This is a genomic window from Bacillota bacterium (genome assembly GCA_040754675.1).
Classification (GTDB): domain Bacteria; phylum Bacillota; class Limnochordia; order Limnochordales; family Geochordaceae; genus Geochorda.
The window spans coordinates 1-15,241 of sequence record JBFMCJ010000044.1; the positions used below are offsets into that span (position 1 = coordinate 1).

Sequence of the window (15,241 nt, forward strand, 5' to 3'; positions counted from 1 at the left end):
AACTCGCCCACGCAATCACGTTGCCCTGCTTGTCGGTGATGGTCACCGTCGTGTTGTTGAACGTCGACTTGATGTGGGCCACTCCGGACGGGATGTTCTTGCGTTCCCGGTGCCGAACCCGGGTTACCCGGCGGCGCGGCTCAGGCATCTTTGCTCCCGCTTCCCCCTCACGTCTTCTTGCGCTTCACGCCCACGGTGCGCCGGGGACCCTTTCGAGTCCTGGCATTGGTACGCGTCCTCTGGCCCCGCACCGGAAGACCCCGCTTGTGGCGGAGCCCCCGGTAGGACCCGATGTCGATGAGCCGCTTGATGTTGGCGGCTACCTCCCGGCGCAGTTCGCCTTCCACCTTGTATTCCCGCTCGATGATTTCGCGCAGGCGCGTGATCTCGTCTTCAGTGAGATCCCGGACGCGGGTGTCGGGGTTCACCTGAGTCCTGGCAAGGATGGCGCGGGCGCTGGAACGCCCGATGCCGTAAATGTACGTCAGGGCCACCTCGACCCGCTTGTCGCGCGGCAGATCCACTCCGGCGATGCGTGCCATACCTTCGACCACCACTCCTTCACGCCGTCAACATCACGAAAAGCCGCGAAGCCTTAACCCTGCCGCTGGCGGTGCTTGGGGTTCTCACAGATTACCATCACGCGCCCGTGGCGGCGGATGATCTTGCACTTCTCGCAAATCCGCTTGACAGATGCCCGCACTTTCATCGATTATACCTGACCTCTCCGGAAAAAATACAAGCCTTCGGGCAGGCCCGTGTTATCGGCGGCCCGAGCCTGGCACCCGGTCCGTGCCCCGGCCCTGTGCGCATCTCTAACGCTTGCGGTAAACGATGCGGCCGCGCGTCAGGTCATAGGGGGAAAGCTGCACGGTCACCTTGTCGCCCGGCAGGATCCGGATGAAGTTCATCCGCATCTTGCCCGATATGTGGGCGAGGACCCGGTGCCCGTTCTCGAGCTCCACCCGGAACATCGCGTTCGGCAGGGGCTCGATAACCGTACCCTCCACCTCTATGACGTCCTGCCTGCCCATGACCTCATCCTTTCACCCCGCCGGGCGCTCCTGGTCGCCCAGGAGTTCGTCCAGCGCCCGGGCCAGATCCCCGTCGCTGACGGGCTTCCCCAGCCTCAGCTGCTCCGACACCGACGGCGCCACCCGGTCGTGCCGCCAAAGGTGGCGCGGGTTTTTCGCCTTGGCCCTCGCCACCGGGCGGTGGCGGCCATCCGCAACGAGCACCTTGCCATCCGGGCGGATCCCCACCACCAGGTAGGGGCGCCCGCTGTCCCGCCCGGCACGCGACGTGACCAGCTGCCCGAGCTGAAAGTGCCGCACCGCCTCGTCCGGCGCGTCCACGCCCGTCATGGCAGCGTCAACACCATCGGGCCATCTTCGGTGATGGCCACCGTGTGCTCGAAGTGAGCCGACCGGCGCCCGTCCACCGTCACGGCCGTCCAGTTGTCCTCCAGGATTGTAACATCACTGACGCCCTCGTTCACCATCGGCTCGATGGCAAGCGTCATGCCCGGCTGGAGCCTCGCGCCCCTGCCGGGTGGCCCGAAGTTGGGCACCTGCGGGTCCTCGTGCATCTGCTGGCCGATGCCGTGGCCCACGAATTCTCTGACCACCGAAAAGCCGGCCGCCTCCACCACCTGCTGGACGGCGTGGCCAATGTCCGAGACCCGGCGGCCGGGTCGCGCCGCCTCGATGCCGGCGAGAAGCGCCCGCTCAGTGACCTCCAGGAGCCGGCGAGCCTCCGGATCCACTTCCCCCACTGCAAAAGTGCGGGCCCCGTCCCCGTGGTACCCGTCGAGAAAGACCCCGACGTCCACGGAGAGGACGTCGCCCTCGCGCAGCCGCCGCTCGGCCGGGATGCCGTGCACGACCTGTTCGTTGACCGAGGTGCAGATGCTCGCCGGATAGCCCCGGTATCCCTTGAACGACGGCACACCGCCCCTTGCCCGGATGAACTCCTCGGCGAAGCGATCCAGATCCCTCGTGGTAACCCCCGGGCGAACGCGCCTTTCGATTTCAAGGAGCAACTGGCCCACGATCTGACCCGCCGCCCGCATGCGGCGGATCTCGTCCGGCCGCTTGATGACAATCATACTGGCGTGCTCGCCAGCCCCCGTGCTCTCAGCGCCGCCAGCACGGCCTCGAACACCTGGTCTACCGTGCCGATCCCGTCGACGTTGACCAGGACGCCCCGGCAGGCGTAGTAGTCGACCAGCGGCCGCGTGTTCTCCTGGTAGACCCGCAGGCGCTGGCGCACCACCTCTTCTGAGTCGTCCCCGCGCTGCGCCAGCTTTCCGCCGCACTCGGGGCAGACGTCCAGCACCCTGCCCGTGGACGGCTCCCTGGGTTCGCCGGCCCCGTAGGTCGCCCCGCACTGCGTGCAGACCCGCCGGCTGGTGATGCGCCGCACGGCCTCTTCTTCGGGCACCGCCAGGTTTATGACGGCATCCAGCCGGCTGCCCGTGCGATCCAGCGCCTCGTCCAGGCGTTCGGCCTGCGCGAGGTTACGAGGAAACCCGTCCAGGATGAACCCGGCACGGCAATCGGGGCTCTCCAGGCGTTCGCGCACGATGCCCACGGTGATCTCGTCGGGTACCAGGGCGCCCCGCTCCATGTACGCCCGCGCCTGCCGGCCCAGTTGGGTCCCCTGCTGCACTGCCTGGCGGAAGATGGCGCCGGTAGAGATGTGCGGTACGCCCAGGGCCGCAGCCAGCCGCTCCGCCTGCGTCCCTTTCCCGGCCCCAGGAAGCCCCAGCATCACCGCGCGCATGCGTGCTCCCCTCACCGGATGAACCCTTCGTATTGCCGCATCAGCAGGTGCGCTTCGATCTGCTTGAGGGTGTCGAGCGCCACGCCCACCACGATCAAGAGGCCCGTACCCCCGATGCTGACGAACGCCCTGGGAATCCCCGTGAGCCCCGCCAGCAGGAACGGCCCCAGAGCGATGAACGCAAGGAACAGAGCCCCTGCCAGGGTGATCCGCGTCAGGACCCTGTCCAGGTACTCCGCGGTGGGCTGCCCCGGGCGGATGCCCGGGATGAAGCCGCCGTACTTCTTCATGTTGTCGGCCACGTCACGCGGGTTGAACGTGATGGCCGTGTAGAAGTAGGTGAAGAACACCACGAGGATGGCGTAAAGCATATTGTAAAGCGGCGTCCCGTAGTCAAGCCAGCGGGTCAACGATGCCGCCGTCGGTATGAACTGCGCGAGGGTCATCGGGAACAGCAGCACCGACGAGGCGAAGATAATGGGGATGACGCCCGCCTGGTTGACCCGCATCGGGATGTGAGTGGTCTGGCCCCCGTACATGCGCCGCCCGACCACCCGCTTGGCGTACTGCACCGGGATCCGCCGCTGGCCCTCCTGCACCACGATGATGGCGGCGATGAGCGCAACGGCCAGGAGCAGGGCGAAGATCACGCTCAGCAGGTTGATGCCGCCCTCGCCGACAGCCCGCACCACGTTGACCGCCGTAGCAGGGAGCCGCGCCACGATCCCGGCGAAGATGATGAGCGAAATACCGTTGCCGATCCCGTTCTCCGATATCTTCTCGCCAATCCACATGAGCAGGACGGTGCCGGCGGTCAGCGTCACGACGATGAGCGCCATGCTGAACAAGCTCGTGTCGTACAGCACGTTGTACGCCCTCGCCAGGCTGACGACGCCGATGGCCTGGACCACGGCCAGCGCCACCGTACCCCACCGGGTGTACTGAGCCAGCTGCTTGCGGCCCTCGACCCCCTCCTTGGCCAGTTCCTCCAGCTTCGGGATGACCACGGTCAGGAGCTGCACGATGATGGACGAGGTGATGTACGGCGTCACGCTCAGGGCAAACACGGAGAAGTTGGTGAACGCGCCGCCGGCGAACAGGTCCAGGAAGCTGAAGATGTTCGCGGTCCCCGTGCGGAACCGCTCGGCCAGGGCGGCCGCGTCCACGCCTGGAACGGGGATGTAGGACCCGACCCGGAAGATGGCCAGCATCGCCACCGTGTACAGGAGCTTGTTGCGCAGGTCCTCGATCCGGGCGGCGTTGCGCAGCGCCTCTATCACTTCGAGATCACCTCGACGGTGCCTCCGGCCGCCTGGATCTTCTCAATGGCCTGCTTCGAGAACCGGTGCGCCCGGACGGCCAGCGCCCGATCGACCTCGCCGTTGCCCAGGACCTTGACGCCGTCCTTCAGCTCCCGGACGAGCCGCCGTTCGAGAAGCGCCTCGGGCGTCACGGTCGACCCCGGCTCGAACGCCCGCGCCAGATCCTCCACGTTGACCACCGCGAACTCCTTGCGGAACGGGGCGTTGGTGAACCGGCGGGCCTTCGGGAGCCTCCGGTGGAGCGGGGTCTGGCCGCCTTCGAACCCGGGCCCCTTGCCGCCGCCCGACCGCGCAAGCTGGCCCTTGTGCCCCTTGGTCGCCGTTTTGCCGTGGCCGGAACCGATCCCGCGGCCGACCCGCTTCGGCGGGCGGCGCGCCCCCTTTGGCGGTCTGAGATCGTGGAGCTTCACCGGGCAGCACCAGCCTTCTTCGCCGCCGCCCGGGCCGGATTCTCAGGCCCGCTCTCGGCGGCAGTCTCCTCCACCACAACCAGGTGCCGGACCTTCGCGATCATCCCGCGCGTGACCGGCGTATCCGGCACGACCACGCTCTGGTTCAGCCGCTTGAGCCCCAACGACCTGAGCGTCGCGCGCTGGTCCTGAGGGTGGCCGATGACGCTCTTCCGGTAGGTTACTTTCAAGAAGCCGGCCGCCATCACGCCATCAGCTCCTCCACGCGCTTGCCGCGAAGCTGAGCGACCTCCTCGGGCGTCCGCAGGCTCTTCAGCGCGCCGATGGTGGCGCGCACCACGTTGATCGGGTTGCGGGACCCCAGGGACTTGGTGAGGATGTCCCGGATGCCCGCCAGCTCCACCACGGCGCGCACCGGCCCCCCGGCGATGACCCCCGTGCCTTCGGAAGCGGGCTTGAGCAGCACGGTCGAAGCGCTGTACGAGTAGACGACCTCGTGCGGGATCGTGCCCCCCACCAGGGGAAGTTGGATAAGGTTCTTCTTGCCGGCCTCGACCGCTTTGCGGATGGCGTCCGCAACCTCTTTGGCCTTGCCGAGGCCCGCGCCCACCCGGCCCTTTCCGTCGCCCACGACGACCAGGACGGAGAAGCTCCGGGACTTCCCGCCCTTTACCGTCTTGGAAACGGGGTTGATGGCGACGACGCGCTCCTCGATTTCGGCGCTGCCCTCGTTACGACCGTGCCGCGACTGTCCCGCCAAGTGCTTCAAACCTCCCTAAAACTCCAGGCCGCCTTCGCGGGCCCCTTCCGCCACGGCCGCCACGCGACCGTGATAGAGGAACCCGCCGCGGTCGAAGACCACCCGGGTCACACCCTGCTCCTTCGCCCGCCGGGCTAGTTCCAGCCCCACCGCCTTTGCGGCCTCCTTGTCCCCGGTCTTCTTGAGCTTGCCCCGCAGTGCCGGGTCCAGAGTCGATACGAACGCAAGGGTCTGGCCCCTGGTGTCGTCGATGATCTGGGCGTACATGTGCTTCAGGCTGCGGTGAACAGAAAGCCGCGGCCTCTCGGGCGTGCCGAACACCTTCTTGCGCACGCGCCGGTGGCGCCGCTCCCGCGCCTGGAGTCTCGTCAGCTGCCCCATGCTAGCGCGTCACCTTTCCGGCCTTGCCGGCCTTGCGGCGGATCCGCTCGCCCTCGTAGGTGATGCCCTTGCCCAGGTACGGCTCGGCGGGGCGAACGCCCCGGATGCGGGCTGCCATCTCCCCCACGGCCTGCTTGTCGATGCCCTTCACCACGATGCGGTTTGCCGCAGGCACCTCGATCTCGACCCCGGGCAGCGGTTCCACTTCAACGGGGTGCGATAACCCGACGGTCAGCACCAGCTTTTGCCCCTGCTTGGCCGCGCGGTATCCTACGCCCCGCAGTTCCAGCCCCTTCTGGTAGCCCTGCGTGACGCCCGTTACCATGTTCGCGATGAGGGCCCGGGTAAGGCCGTGAAGGGCCCGGTGCGGCTTTTCGTCTGTCGGCCGCTCGACCACCACGGCCCCGTCGACCACCTTGATGCGCATGTCGGGATGGAATGCGTACGCAAGCTCGCCCTTCGGCCCTTTCACCCGCACCGTCGTGTTGTCGATCACCACTTCCACCCCGGCCGGGATCTTCACCGGCTGGCGTCCGATGCGCGACATGGCTTCCCGCCTCTCACCACACGTAGCAGAGAACTTCGCCGCCACACCCGGCCTTGCGCGCTTCCCGGTCGCTCATGACACCTTTCGGCGTCGAAAGCACGGCGACGCCGAGCCCGCCCAGCACCCGCGGGATGCGGTCCTTGGCGGTGTAGACCCGCCGGCCGGGCGTGGAGATGCGCCGGATGCCCGTGATGGCCTGGGCACGGTCCGGCCCGTACTTCAAGAAGATCCGAAGCGTGGCCTGGGGACTTTGATTCTCCTGCACGATCTTGAAGTCGCGGACGTACCCCTGCTCCTTCAGCACCCTGGCGATCTCGGTCTTGAGCCGCGATGCCGGCACGTCCACCGAGTCGCGGCGTGCACGGGAGGCGTTGCGTATCCGCGTCAGCATATCGGAAATGGGGTCGGTCATTACCAAGGCCGCCCGCTCCTTCCCTGTACCCTACCAGCTCGCCTTTTGAACGCCGGGAATGAGCCCCCGGTGTGCGAGCGTGCGGAAGCAGATGCGGCAGATCTGGAAGCGCCGCATGTAGCCGCGGGGCCGCCCGCAGATCTTGCAGCGCCGGACCACCCGGGTGGAAAACTTCGGAGGCCGCATCGCCTTGTTGATGAGCGCTTTCTTGGCCAACGCTTCAAACCTCCCAAAAAACCGCTACGGCAACAGCTACTGGCTCTCGCCATGGAACGGCATGCCCATGAGGCGCAGCAGTTCCATCGCCTCTTCGTCGGTCCTGGCCGTGGTCCCGATGGTGATGTCCATTCCCCTGACCCGGTCGACCTTGTCGTACCGGATCTCGGGGAAGATGAGCTGCTCCCGGATGCCCAGGCTGTAGTTGCCGCGGCCATCAAAGCTGTCCGGGGACAGGCCGCGAAAGTCCCGGATGCGGGGGAGCGCCACGTTGAACAGCTTATCCAGGAAGTGGTACATCCGGTCGCCCCGCAGCGTCACCTTGCAGCCAATGGGCATTCCCTTGCGGATCTTGAACGCCGCAATGGACTTGCGGGCGCGCGTGACGATCGGCTTCTGCCCGCTGATGGCGGTCAGGTCCGCAACGGCTGCGTCCATCTGCTTGGGGTCCTGGACGGCCTCCCCGACCCCCATGTTGATGACGACCTTCGTTACGCGCGGCACCTCCATCACGTTGCGGTACCCGAACCGCCCTATCATCGCCGGCACCACCTCCCGGCGGTACCGGTCCTTCAACCTGGCTTCCACTGTCTCGCTGCCTCCCGCACCAACCAGCGTCAAGACTTGAACAAACCGAGGCATCAGTCTATCATCTTGCCGCAGCGCCTGCAAACCCGAACGAGCCCCTTGTCGGCCGAGCGCTCCCGGCGGTACCGGGTCGGCTTGTCGCAACTCGGGCAAACCAGCATCACCTTGGACGCGTCGATCGGGCCCGGCTTCTCGATGACGCCGCCCTGCGGGTTGGTCCGCGTCGGCCGGGTGTGCCGCTTCTGGATGTTGATGCCCTCCACCACGACCCTGCCCTCTTTGGGTAGCGCCTGGAGCACCTTTCCCCGCTTGCCAGCGTCGTCCCCCCGGATGACCTCAACCGTGTCGTTCTTGCGGACGTGAACCTTTCGGGGCCTGGCAATTCGCGGCGCCTTTACCGCCATTTCGTCAGAGCACCTCCGGGGCCAGGGAGAGGATCTTCATGAAGTTCTTCTCCCGCAGCTCCCGTGCCACGGGCCCGAAGATCCGCGTTCCCCTGGGGTTTTCGTCGTCGGCCAGGATGACCGCCGCATTCTCGTCGAAGCGGATGTAGCTGCCGTCCGGACGGCGGACGGGGCGCCGCGTTCTGACCACCACGGCCTTGACGATGTCGTGTTCCTTGACCATCCCGCCCGGAATGGCTTCCTTGACGGAGCAGACGATGACGTCGCCCACGCTGGCGTAGCGCCGCTTCGATCCTCCCAGCACCCGGATGCAGAGCAGCCGCTTGGCTCCGGTGTTGTCGGCGACGTTGAGCACGCTCTCCTGCTGAATCATCTCTGGCCTACCGCCTTACCTCGCCCGTTCCACGATCTGGACCACTCGCCAGCGCTTCTCCTTGCTGAGCGGCCGGGTCTCCATGATCAGGACCCGATCGCCCTCCCTGCACTCGTTCAGTTCGTCGTGGGCCTTGAAGCGGCTGGTCCGGCGCAGCACCTTCCCCAACAAGGGGTGACGCACCAGCCGCTCCACCTCCACGACCACCGTCTTGTTCATCTTGTTGGAAACGACGACGCCCTCCCGGACCTTCCGCCGCCCCCGCCGCTCCTTCGGCCCGGTGCCTCCCGTCGGCTCCGCCGCCTCCTGCCGAACCTCCAGCGTATCCCTCTCGTCCGCCATCATTTAGCCGCTTGCGCCCTTTCCGGCCGGGCTTTCTCCGGCGCTCCAACAGCCGGCTGCCTGCCCGGCAGCTCTCGCTCCCGCATGACGGTGAGCACCCTGGCGATCTCCTTGCGGACCTCGCGGATGCGCATGGGGTTGCCGAGCTGCCCCACCGCCTTCTGGAAGCGCAGGTTGAAGAGTTCGGTCTTCAGGTCGTCCAGCTTGCGCCGCAGGTCGTCACGACTGAGATCGCGCAGTTCCCGCGCCTTCACGGACCGCTTCACCACCCCGCTGCGCCTTGACGATCCGGGTCTTGACGGGCAGCTTGAACGCGGCGAGCCGCATGGCCTTCATGGCCACTTCCTCGGGCACGCCGGCCATCTCGAAAAGGATGCGCCCCGGGCGCACCACGGCGACCCAGAACTCCGGCGCGCCCTTGCCGCTGCCCATGCGCGTCTCCGCCGGCTTCTTGGTCACGGGCTTGTCCGGGAAGATCCGGATCCACAGCTTGCCGCCGCGCTTGACCTGCCGGGTGATCGCAATACGCGCCGCCTCGATCTGGCTCGCCTTCACCCAGCCGGGCTCCAGCGCCTGTAGGGCGTACTCGCCAAACGCGATCTCGACGCCCCGGGTCGCCTGGCCCCTCATGCGCCCCCGGTGCTGCTTGCGGTACTTGACCCGCTTTGGCATCAGCATGGGAAAACTACACCGACCCTTCTGCCGGCCGGGACGCCGCTGCCGCTTGCTCGCCCGTGCGAAGCTTCGTACCCTCGCCGGCAGTCCGGGCCTCCGGCAGCACTTCGCCCTTGTAAATCCAGACCTTGATACCGATCTTGCCGTATGTGGTGTTGGCCTCGGCGATCCCGTAGTCGATGTCGGCCCGCAGCGTCGTGAGGGGTATCGACCCCTCGGTGGCCCACTCGTACCGGGCGATCTCGGCGCCCGCAATGCGGCCGGAGATGGACACCCGTATGCCCTTGGCACCCAGGCGCATGGCCCTCTGCATGGCCTGCCGCATGGCCCGGCGGAAGCCGACGCGCCGCTCGAGCTGGAAGGCGATGTTTTCCGCCACGAGCTGCGCATCCAGGTCCGGCTTCTCGATCTCGACCACGTTGATGCGCACCTCTTTGCCGGTCATCTGCTCGAGCTGCTGGCGCAGCCGGTCGACCTCGGCGCCCTGCTTGCCGATGATGATCCCGGGCCGCGCCGTGTGGATGGTGATCCGCACCGTGTTGGCGGCCCGCTCGATCTCGATGGTGGAGACGCCGGCCTGGTGGAAGCGCTGCTTGATGTAGCGTCTCAGTTGGATATCCTCGTGCAGGAGCGCCGCGAGATTCTTCTTATCGCCGTACCACCGGGCCTGCCACCCCTTGATGATGCCCAGGCGCAGGCCGTACGGGTGCACCTTCTGGCCCACGAACCTACTCCCCTCTGGTGCGCAGCACAACCGTGATGTGGCTGGTGCGCTTACGAATCAGGTACGCCATTCCCCGGGCGCGCGGCATGACCCGCTTCAGCATCGGCCCGGGGTCGGCGTGAATGGCCGCGATGTACAACCGGCGGGGGTCCATGTTGTGGTTGTTCTGCGCGTTGGCCATGGCCGAGCGCAGCACCTTCTCCACCACCGGCGAGGCCGCCTTGGGGGTGAACTTCAGGATCCCGAGCGCCTCGTCAACGCTCTTGCCGCGGATGAGGTCGATGACCTGCCGGACCTTCCGCGGGGCGATCCGCTGATATCGCGCGATGGCCCGTGCCTCCACCAACTTCTAACTCCCTCCGAGCCGGTCGCAACCGCCCGCCCCAGTCTGGTCTCCTACTTCAACGCCGTCGAACGCTCCGTATGGGCCCCGTGGCCGCGGAACGTGCGGGTGGGGGCAAACTCCCCCAGCTTGTGCCCCACCATGTCCTCGGTGATGTAGATGGGCACGTGCTTGCGCCCGTCGTGCACCGCGATCGTGTGGCCGACCATCTCCGGGAAGATGGTGGACCGCCGGGACCAGGTCTTGATGACCCGCTTCTCGCCGGCCTCGTTCATCTTCTGGATCTTTTCGAGCAGGTGCCGGTCGGCAAACGGCCCCTTCTTACGTGAACGTCCCATCGAAGGCCATCCGTTCCTCTCTTAGCGCCGCCGGCGCACGATGAAGCGGTCCGACGGCTTGCGGCGCTTGCGCGTCTTGAAGCCCAGCGTCGGCTTGCCCCACGGCGTGACCGGCCCCGGCATCCCCACAGGAGCCTTGCCCTCGCCCCCGCCGTGGGGGTGGTCCACCGGGTTCATGGCTGCACCCCGGGTGTGGGGGCGCTTCCCGAGCCACCGCTTGCGGCCGGCCTTGCCCAGGCTGATGTTCTCGTGCTCCACGTTGCCGACCTGGCCCACCGTCGCCTTGCATTCGGCCGGCACCTTCCGGAACTCGCCGGAGGGCAGCCGCAACGTCACGTAGCCGCCTTCTCTGGCCATGACCTGGGCCGCGGCACCGGCCGCGCGCACGAGTTGCGCGCCCTTGCCGGGCAAGAGCTCGACGTTGTGAACCATGGTACCCACAGGGATGTCCGAAAGGGCCAGCGCGTTGCCGGGCTTGATGTCTGCGCCCGGGCCGCTCACTACCCACGTACCGACGCCCAGCCCCACCGGCGCCAGGATGTAGCGCTTCTCGCCATCCTTGTAATGCAAGAGCGCGATGCGCGCCGAGCGGTTGGGGTCGTACTCGATGGCCGCCACCCGGGCGGGGATGCCGTCCTTGTCCCGGCGGAAGTCGATGAAGCGGTAGCGGCGCTTGTGCCCGCCGCCCCGGTGCCGGGCGGTGATCCGGCCGTGGTTGTTGCGCCCCCAGTCGCGCCGAAGCGCCCGGGTAAGCCGCTTCTCCGGCTCCTTCTTGGTAAGCTCCTCAAAAGTGTAGCCGGTGCGGTGCCGCAGACCCGGCGTCATGGGACGGTATGACTTGACCCCCATCGGTCTATCGCTCCACTCACATTCCTTCAAAAATGGCGATCCGCTGCCCCGGCGCGACCTTTACGATGGCCTTCTTCCAATCCGGCCGCCGCCCCTGGTAGCGCCCGAGCCGCCGCGACTTGCCGCGCACCCAGGCCGTGCGCACGTCAACGACCCGCACCTTGAAGATCTGCTCCACCGCCTGGCGGATCTGCGTCTTGGTCGCCTCCGGCGCCACCTGGAAGGTGTACGCGTTGGCCTCGCCCATGAGCCGGGTGCTCTTCTCGGTTACAAGCGGCTTGATGAGGATGTCCCGGATGTGCCTTTCCATAGCCCTTTAGGCCAGCGCCTCCTCCACGGCGGCCACCGCGTCCCGGGTCATCACCAGCCGGTCGGCGTCCACGACCGGGTACACCCCCAGGCTGTTGGCCGGGAGCAGCAGCACCCCGGGGATGTTGCGAGCGGCCAGCACCACGTTTTGGTCCTTGTCTTTCAGCACGATGAGCCGCTTGCCGGCATCGGCCTGCACGTTCTTCAAGACCTGCGCCATGACCCGGGTTTTCGGCTCGGAGAGCTGCAGCCGGTCGAGGACCACCAGTTGCCCGTCGCGAAGCTTGGCCGACAGCGCCGACTTGAGTGCAAGCCTTCGGGCCTTGGTGGGCATGGTAAAGCCGTACTCCCTGGGCTTCGGCCCGAAGACGACGCCGCCGTGCCTCCACAGAGGAGACCGGATGCTCCCGTGCCGGGCCCGGCCCGTGCCCTTCTGGCGCCACGGCTTGCGCCCGCCGCCCGACACCTCGCCGCGTGTCTTGGTGCTGTGGGTACCCTGGCGCCGGTTGGCCAGGTGCATGAGCACCGCCTGATGGATCAGGCCGGTCTTGACTGGAACCGCCCAGACGTCGTCGCGCAGGCTGAGTTCGCCCACCTGCTCGCCCTCGATGTTGAAAACGGGCACCACCGGCATGCCCTTTACCTGCCCTTCGCCTCTCGCCGATACTTGCGCCGCTGGTACAGCTTGCTGGACCGGATCTCCAACAGCGTTCCGGGCGCACCCGGTACCGCGCCGTGCAGGAGCAGCAGATTGCGTTCCGGGTCCACCCTGAACACCCGCAGGCCCTGGATGGTGACCCGGTCGCCGCCCATCCGCCCTGGCATCTTCTTCCCTTTCAGCACCCGCTGCGGCCCCGTCGAGCCCAGGGTGCCCACCCGTCGGTGGTACATGGACCCGTGGCTCATGGGGCCCCGGCGCTGTCCCCAGCGCTTGATCACACCCGTGAACCCCTTGCCCCGGGTTCGTGCCGACACGTCAACCCGGTCGCCCGGCGCAAATTGCTCCACCGTGACGGTGGCGCCCAGCTCCAGGTTTCCCAGGCCGTCCTTCTCTCCTGGCTCCACGCGGAACTCCCGCAGATGCCGCAGCGCCTGCTGGATCCCCGCCTTGTTCAAATGGCCGCGCTCCGGTTTGTTGAGGGCGCGATGGGGCACCGCCCCGAACCCGAGCTGGACCGCCGCATACCCGTCCTTCTCGGCGACCTTGCGCGCGACCACGACGCACGGCCCGGCCTCGACTACCGTCACGCCCACGGCCCGGCCGTCGTCGTCAAAGACCTGGGTCATCCCCAGCTTTTTGCCCAGAATCCCCTTCGCGGCCATGCCCTTTTCCCCGCTACAGTTTGATCTCGATGTCCACGCCCGCCGGCAGATCGAGGCGCATCAGCGCGTCCACGGTCTTGGGCGTCGGTTCCAGGATGTCGATCAGCCGCTTGTGGGTGCACATGGCGAACTGCTCCCGGGAGTTCTTGTGCACGTGGGGCGAGCGCAGGACCGTGTAAACGCTGCGCTCCGTGGGCAGGGGGATGGGCCCTGACACCAGTGCACCCGTGCGCTTGGCCGTCTCGACGATCTTCTCGGCCGAGCTGTCCAGGATCTTGTGGTCAAAGGCCTTCAGTCGAATGCGAATGCGTTGAGCCAAACCTCCTGCCCCTCCCTAAACGCCAGAGCCCCACGCGGCGTGCCTTTTCAAGGTTTCGACGACCTTTCCGGCAAGGCACCTCACGCCAGGATCTTGGTCACCACGCCCGCTCCCACGGTGCGGCCGCCTTCCCGGATGGCGAAGCGCAGGCCCTCCTCCATGGCGATGGGCGTGATGAGTTCAACCGTCATGCGGATGTTGTCGCCCGGCATGACCATCTCGGTTCCCGCCGGCAACTCCACCGTTCCCGTCACATCCGTGGTGCGGAAGTAGAACTGAGGCCGGTACCCGGTGAAGAACGGGGTGTGCCTGCCCCCCTCTTCCTTGGAGAGCACGTACACCTCGGCCTCGAACTTGGTGTGCGGGGTGATGCTGCCGGGCTTCGCCAGCACCTGGCCGCGCTCCACCTCGTCCCGGTTGATGCCGCGCAATAGCACCCCGATGTTGTCGCCGGCCTCGGCAACGTCCATCGTCTTGCGGAACATCTCGACGCCGGTGGCGACCGTCTTTCGCACCTCACGCTGCAGCCCGACGATCTCCACCTCGTCGCCGACCTTGATGGTGCCGCGCTCGACGCGCCCCGTGGCCACCGTGCCGCGGCCGGTGATGGTGAAAATGTCCTCGACCGGCATCAAAAACGGCTTATCCTTCTCGCGCACGGGCAGCGGGATGTAGCTGTCCACGGCGTCGAGAAGCTTGGCGATGCCCTCGGTCCACTCGTTCTCCTGGCCGGCGAGCAGCGCCTCCATGGCCTTCAGCGCCGAGCCGCGGACCACCGGGATCTCGTCGCCCGGGAACTCGTAGCGGCTCAGCAGTTCGCGCACCTCGACCTCGACCAGCTCGAGAAGCTCGGGGTCATCCACCATGTCCACCTTGTTGAGGAAGACCACGATGGCCGGCACCCCGACCTGCCTGGCCAGCAGAATGTGCTCGCGTGTCTGCGGCATCGGCCCGTCCGCCGCCGAAACCACCAGGATCGCGCCGTCCATCTGCGCGGCGCCGGTGATCATGTTCTTCACGTAGTCGGCGTGCCCCGGGCAGTCCACGTGAGCGTAGTGCCGCTTGTCGGTCTCGTACTCCACGTGGGCGGTGTTGATGGTGATGCCGCGCTCCCGCTCCTCGGGCGCGTTGTCGATCTCCTCGTACTTCTTGACCTGAGCCAGGCCCTTCCGGTTCAGGTACATGGTAATGGCCGCCGTCAGCGTGGTCTTCCCGTGGTCCACGTGACCGATGGTGCCCACGTTGACGTGTGGCTTGGTTCGTACGAACTTCTGCTTGGCCATCTTCCCTCAAGCCTCCCCTTCTCGCCCGCGCCGAAAGACCGCGCCACGTTCCGGGCCTGTCGCTACACCCGGGCCAGAAGCTCCTGCGCGATGTTGGCCGGGACTTCCTGATAATGGGCAAACTGCATGGTGTACGTTGCGCGGCCCTGGGTCATGGAGCGCAGGTCGGTCGCGTACCCGAACATGGTCGCCAGCGGCACCCTCGCCCGTACGACCTGGGCGTTCCCACGAGGCTCCATCCCCTCAACGTGGCCCCGCCGTGCGTTGAGATCCCCGATGACGTCTCCCAGGAACTCTTCCGGCGTCACCACCTCGACGCTCATGATGGGCTCCAGCAGGACAGGATCCGCCTTTCGGGCGGCCTCCTTGAACGCCATGGAGCCCGCCACCTTGAACGCCATCTCCGACGAGTCCACCTCGTGGTAAGAACCGTCGAAGAGGGTCACCCGCACGTCAACCACGGGGTAGCCGGCCAGAACGCCGCTCTGCATCGCCTCTCGGATGCCGGCCTCCACCGCGGGGATGTACTCCCTGGGAAC

General features: G+C 67.0%; 31 protein-coding genes. All 31 read right to left on the reverse strand.

Annotation, left to right across the window (positions count from 1 at the left end; translation table 11 throughout):
• The coding region (rpsK, locus tag AB1609_04355) for a 30S ribosomal protein S11 (protein ID MEW6045702.1) at window positions 1-148 on the reverse strand (148 nt) is incomplete at its 3' end.
• Window positions 149-167: 19 nt separating this feature from the next.
• Window positions 168-542 (reverse strand): 30S ribosomal protein S13, encoded by a 375-nt coding sequence (gene rpsM / locus AB1609_04360; protein ID MEW6045703.1) that lies wholly within the window; start codon window positions 540-542, stop codon window positions 168-170.
• A gap of 53 nt (window positions 543-595) precedes the next feature.
• A complete protein-coding gene (gene rpmJ / locus AB1609_04365; protein ID MEW6045704.1) occupies window positions 596-709 on the reverse strand; it encodes a 50S ribosomal protein L36 in 114 nt (37 codons plus the stop codon).
• Window positions 710-815: 106 nt separating this feature from the next.
• Window positions 816-1,034, reverse strand: coding sequence for a translation initiation factor IF-1 (gene infA / locus AB1609_04370; GenBank protein MEW6045705.1), 219 nt, complete (start codon window positions 1,032-1,034; stop codon window positions 816-818).
• A 12-nt stretch (window positions 1,035-1,046) separates the two neighbouring features.
• Complete coding sequence (locus AB1609_04375; protein ID MEW6045706.1) at window positions 1,047-1,364, reverse strand: KOW domain-containing RNA-binding protein; 318 nt, start codon at window positions 1,362-1,364, stop codon at window positions 1,047-1,049.
• On the reverse strand, window positions 1,361-2,107 hold the full coding sequence (gene map / locus AB1609_04380) for a type I methionyl aminopeptidase (GenBank protein MEW6045707.1): 747 nt from the start codon (window positions 2,105-2,107) through the stop codon (window positions 1,361-1,363). The genes AB1609_04375 and map overlap by 4 nt, the downstream gene beginning before the upstream one ends.
• Window positions 2,104-2,784, reverse strand: coding sequence for an adenylate kinase (locus tag AB1609_04385; GenBank protein ID MEW6045708.1), 681 nt, complete (start codon window positions 2,782-2,784; stop codon window positions 2,104-2,106). The genes map and AB1609_04385 overlap by 4 nt, the downstream gene beginning before the upstream one ends.
• A gap of 11 nt (window positions 2,785-2,795) precedes the next feature.
• Window positions 2,796-4,064, reverse strand: coding sequence for a preprotein translocase subunit SecY (secY, locus tag AB1609_04390; protein MEW6045709.1), 1,269 nt, complete (start codon window positions 4,062-4,064; stop codon window positions 2,796-2,798).
• Entirely contained in the window at window positions 4,061-4,516 is a 456-nt protein-coding gene (gene rplO / locus AB1609_04395; protein ID MEW6045710.1) for a 50S ribosomal protein L15, read from the reverse strand. Before rplO ends, secY begins: the two co-directional genes overlap by 4 nt.
• The gene (rpmD, locus tag AB1609_04400; protein MEW6045711.1) at window positions 4,513-4,761 is read right to left on the reverse strand and encodes a 50S ribosomal protein L30; all 249 of its coding nucleotides are present in this window, start codon (window positions 4,759-4,761) and stop codon (window positions 4,513-4,515) included. Before rpmD ends, rplO begins: the two co-directional genes overlap by 4 nt.
• The gene (gene rpsE / locus AB1609_04405) at window positions 4,761-5,276 is read right to left on the reverse strand and encodes a 30S ribosomal protein S5 (protein MEW6045712.1); all 516 of its coding nucleotides are present in this window, start codon (window positions 5,274-5,276) and stop codon (window positions 4,761-4,763) included. The genes rpmD and rpsE overlap by 1 nt, the downstream gene beginning before the upstream one ends.
• A 15-nt stretch (window positions 5,277-5,291) precedes the next feature.
• Window positions 5,292-5,657, reverse strand: coding sequence for a 50S ribosomal protein L18 (gene rplR, locus AB1609_04410; protein MEW6045713.1), 366 nt, complete (start codon window positions 5,655-5,657; stop codon window positions 5,292-5,294).
• A 1-nt stretch (window position 5,658) separates the two neighbouring features.
• Window positions 5,659-6,204 carry a 50S ribosomal protein L6 gene (gene rplF, locus AB1609_04415; protein MEW6045714.1) on the reverse strand — a complete coding sequence of 182 codons (546 nt, stop codon included), beginning with the start codon at window positions 6,202-6,204 and terminating at the stop codon, window positions 5,659-5,661.
• A gap of 13 nt (window positions 6,205-6,217) precedes the next feature.
• Window positions 6,218-6,622 carry a 30S ribosomal protein S8 gene (rpsH, locus tag AB1609_04420; protein ID MEW6045715.1) on the reverse strand — a complete coding sequence of 135 codons (405 nt, stop codon included), beginning with the start codon at window positions 6,620-6,622 and terminating at the stop codon, window positions 6,218-6,220.
• Window positions 6,623-6,646: 24 nt separating this feature from the next.
• On the reverse strand, window positions 6,647-6,832 hold the full coding sequence (locus tag AB1609_04425) for a type Z 30S ribosomal protein S14 (GenBank protein ID MEW6045716.1): 186 nt from the start codon (window positions 6,830-6,832) through the stop codon (window positions 6,647-6,649).
• Window positions 6,833-6,868: 36 nt separating this feature from the next.
• A complete protein-coding gene (rplE, locus tag AB1609_04430; protein ID MEW6045717.1) occupies window positions 6,869-7,420 on the reverse strand; it encodes a 50S ribosomal protein L5 in 552 nt (183 codons plus the stop codon).
• A 53-nt stretch (window positions 7,421-7,473) separates the two neighbouring features.
• Entirely contained in the window at window positions 7,474-7,824 is a 351-nt protein-coding gene (gene rplX, locus AB1609_04435) for a 50S ribosomal protein L24 (GenBank protein ID MEW6045718.1), read from the reverse strand.
• A gap of 4 nt (window positions 7,825-7,828) precedes the next feature.
• Window positions 7,829-8,197 carry a 50S ribosomal protein L14 gene (gene rplN, locus AB1609_04440; GenBank protein ID MEW6045719.1) on the reverse strand — a complete coding sequence of 123 codons (369 nt, stop codon included), beginning with the start codon at window positions 8,195-8,197 and terminating at the stop codon, window positions 7,829-7,831.
• A gap of 15 nt (window positions 8,198-8,212) precedes the next feature.
• Window positions 8,213-8,539 (reverse strand): 30S ribosomal protein S17, encoded by a 327-nt coding sequence (gene rpsQ / locus AB1609_04445; GenBank protein ID MEW6045720.1) that lies wholly within the window; start codon window positions 8,537-8,539, stop codon window positions 8,213-8,215.
• The gene (rpmC, locus tag AB1609_04450; protein ID MEW6045721.1) at window positions 8,539-8,793 is read right to left on the reverse strand and encodes a 50S ribosomal protein L29; all 255 of its coding nucleotides are present in this window, start codon (window positions 8,791-8,793) and stop codon (window positions 8,539-8,541) included. The genes rpsQ and rpmC overlap by 1 nt, the downstream gene beginning before the upstream one ends.
• Window positions 8,759-9,217 (reverse strand): 50S ribosomal protein L16, encoded by a 459-nt coding sequence (rplP, locus tag AB1609_04455; protein MEW6045722.1) that lies wholly within the window; start codon window positions 9,215-9,217, stop codon window positions 8,759-8,761. Before rplP ends, rpmC begins: the two co-directional genes overlap by 35 nt.
• A 7-nt stretch (window positions 9,218-9,224) precedes the next feature.
• Window positions 9,225-9,938, reverse strand: coding sequence for a 30S ribosomal protein S3 (gene rpsC, locus AB1609_04460; protein MEW6045723.1), 714 nt, complete (start codon window positions 9,936-9,938; stop codon window positions 9,225-9,227).
• 4 nt (window positions 9,939-9,942) lie between these two features.
• Entirely contained in the window at window positions 9,943-10,281 is a 339-nt protein-coding gene (gene rplV, locus AB1609_04465; protein ID MEW6045724.1) for a 50S ribosomal protein L22, read from the reverse strand.
• 53 nt (window positions 10,282-10,334) lie between these two features.
• Complete coding sequence (gene rpsS, locus AB1609_04470) at window positions 10,335-10,619, reverse strand: 30S ribosomal protein S19 (protein MEW6045725.1); 285 nt, start codon at window positions 10,617-10,619, stop codon at window positions 10,335-10,337.
• 21 nt (window positions 10,620-10,640) lie between these two features.
• Complete coding sequence (rplB, locus tag AB1609_04475; GenBank protein MEW6045726.1) at window positions 10,641-11,468, reverse strand: 50S ribosomal protein L2; 828 nt, start codon at window positions 11,466-11,468, stop codon at window positions 10,641-10,643.
• A 16-nt stretch (window positions 11,469-11,484) separates the two neighbouring features.
• Complete coding sequence (locus tag AB1609_04480) at window positions 11,485-11,778, reverse strand: 50S ribosomal protein L23 (protein ID MEW6045727.1); 294 nt, start codon at window positions 11,776-11,778, stop codon at window positions 11,485-11,487.
• A 6-nt stretch (window positions 11,779-11,784) separates the two neighbouring features.
• Window positions 11,785-12,411 (reverse strand): 50S ribosomal protein L4, encoded by a 627-nt coding sequence (gene rplD, locus AB1609_04485; protein MEW6045728.1) that lies wholly within the window; start codon window positions 12,409-12,411, stop codon window positions 11,785-11,787.
• 5 nt (window positions 12,412-12,416) lie between these two features.
• The gene (gene rplC / locus AB1609_04490; GenBank protein MEW6045729.1) at window positions 12,417-13,100 is read right to left on the reverse strand and encodes a 50S ribosomal protein L3; all 684 of its coding nucleotides are present in this window, start codon (window positions 13,098-13,100) and stop codon (window positions 12,417-12,419) included.
• A 13-nt stretch (window positions 13,101-13,113) separates the two neighbouring features.
• Window positions 13,114-13,419 carry a 30S ribosomal protein S10 gene (gene rpsJ, locus AB1609_04495; protein ID MEW6045730.1) on the reverse strand — a complete coding sequence of 102 codons (306 nt, stop codon included), beginning with the start codon at window positions 13,417-13,419 and terminating at the stop codon, window positions 13,114-13,116.
• An 80-nt stretch (window positions 13,420-13,499) separates the two neighbouring features.
• The gene (tuf, locus tag AB1609_04500) at window positions 13,500-14,702 is read right to left on the reverse strand and encodes an elongation factor Tu (protein ID MEW6045731.1); all 1,203 of its coding nucleotides are present in this window, start codon (window positions 14,700-14,702) and stop codon (window positions 13,500-13,502) included.
• A gap of 62 nt (window positions 14,703-14,764) precedes the next feature.
• Window positions 14,765-15,241, reverse strand: a 477-nt coding sequence (fusA, locus tag AB1609_04505; protein ID MEW6045732.1) for an elongation factor G, incomplete at its 5' end; no start/stop codon positions are given.

Excerpts from the sequence above, each read along its gene's own strand:
- rpsM (MEW6045703.1), bottom strand. The coding sequence starts at position 542 with ATGGCACGCATCGCCGGAGTGGATCTGCCGCGCGACAAGCGGGTCGAG.
- rpmJ (MEW6045704.1), bottom strand. The coding sequence starts at position 709 with ATGAAAGTGCGGGCATCTGTCAAGCGGATTTGCGAGAAGTGCAAGATC.
- infA (MEW6045705.1), bottom strand. The coding sequence starts at position 1,034 with ATGGGCAGGCAGGACGTCATAGAGGTGGAGGGTACGGTTATCGAGCCC.
- AB1609_04375 (MEW6045706.1), bottom strand. The coding sequence starts at position 1,364 with ATGACGGGCGTGGACGCGCCGGACGAGGCGGTGCGGCACTTTCAGCTC.
- map (MEW6045707.1), bottom strand. The coding sequence starts at position 2,107 with ATGATTGTCATCAAGCGGCCGGACGAGATCCGCCGCATGCGGGCGGCG.
- AB1609_04385 (MEW6045708.1), bottom strand. The coding sequence starts at position 2,784 with ATGCGCGCGGTGATGCTGGGGCTTCCTGGGGCCGGGAAAGGGACGCAG.
- rpmD (MEW6045711.1), bottom strand. The coding sequence starts at position 4,761 with ATGGCGGCCGGCTTCTTGAAAGTAACCTACCGGAAGAGCGTCATCGGC.
- rplR (MEW6045713.1), bottom strand. The coding sequence starts at position 5,657 with ATGGGGCAGCTGACGAGACTCCAGGCGCGGGAGCGGCGCCACCGGCGC.
- rplF (MEW6045714.1), bottom strand. The coding sequence starts at position 6,204 with ATGTCGCGCATCGGACGCCAGCCGGTGAAGATCCCGGCCGGGGTGGAA.
- rplX (MEW6045718.1), bottom strand. The coding sequence starts at position 7,824 with ATGGCGGTAAAGGCGCCGCGAATTGCCAGGCCCCGAAAGGTTCACGTC.
- rplN (MEW6045719.1), bottom strand. The coding sequence starts at position 8,197 with ATGATTCAGCAGGAGAGCGTGCTCAACGTCGCCGACAACACCGGAGCC.
- rpsQ (MEW6045720.1), bottom strand. The coding sequence starts at position 8,539 with ATGGCGGACGAGAGGGATACGCTGGAGGTTCGGCAGGAGGCGGCGGAG.
- rplP (MEW6045722.1), bottom strand. The coding sequence starts at position 9,217 with ATGCTGATGCCAAAGCGGGTCAAGTACCGCAAGCAGCACCGGGGGCGC.
- rpsS (MEW6045725.1), bottom strand. The coding sequence starts at position 10,619 with ATGGGACGTTCACGTAAGAAGGGGCCGTTTGCCGACCGGCACCTGCTC.
- rplB (MEW6045726.1), bottom strand. The coding sequence starts at position 11,468 with ATGGGGGTCAAGTCATACCGTCCCATGACGCCGGGTCTGCGGCACCGC.
- AB1609_04480 (MEW6045727.1), bottom strand. The coding sequence starts at position 11,778 with ATGGAAAGGCACATCCGGGACATCCTCATCAAGCCGCTTGTAACCGAG.
- rplD (MEW6045728.1), bottom strand. The coding sequence starts at position 12,411 with ATGCCGGTGGTGCCCGTTTTCAACATCGAGGGCGAGCAGGTGGGCGAA.
- rplC (MEW6045729.1), bottom strand. The coding sequence starts at position 13,100 with ATGGCCGCGAAGGGGATTCTGGGCAAAAAGCTGGGGATGACCCAGGTC.
- tuf (MEW6045731.1), bottom strand. The coding sequence starts at position 14,702 with ATGGCCAAGCAGAAGTTCGTACGAACCAAGCCACACGTCAACGTGGGC.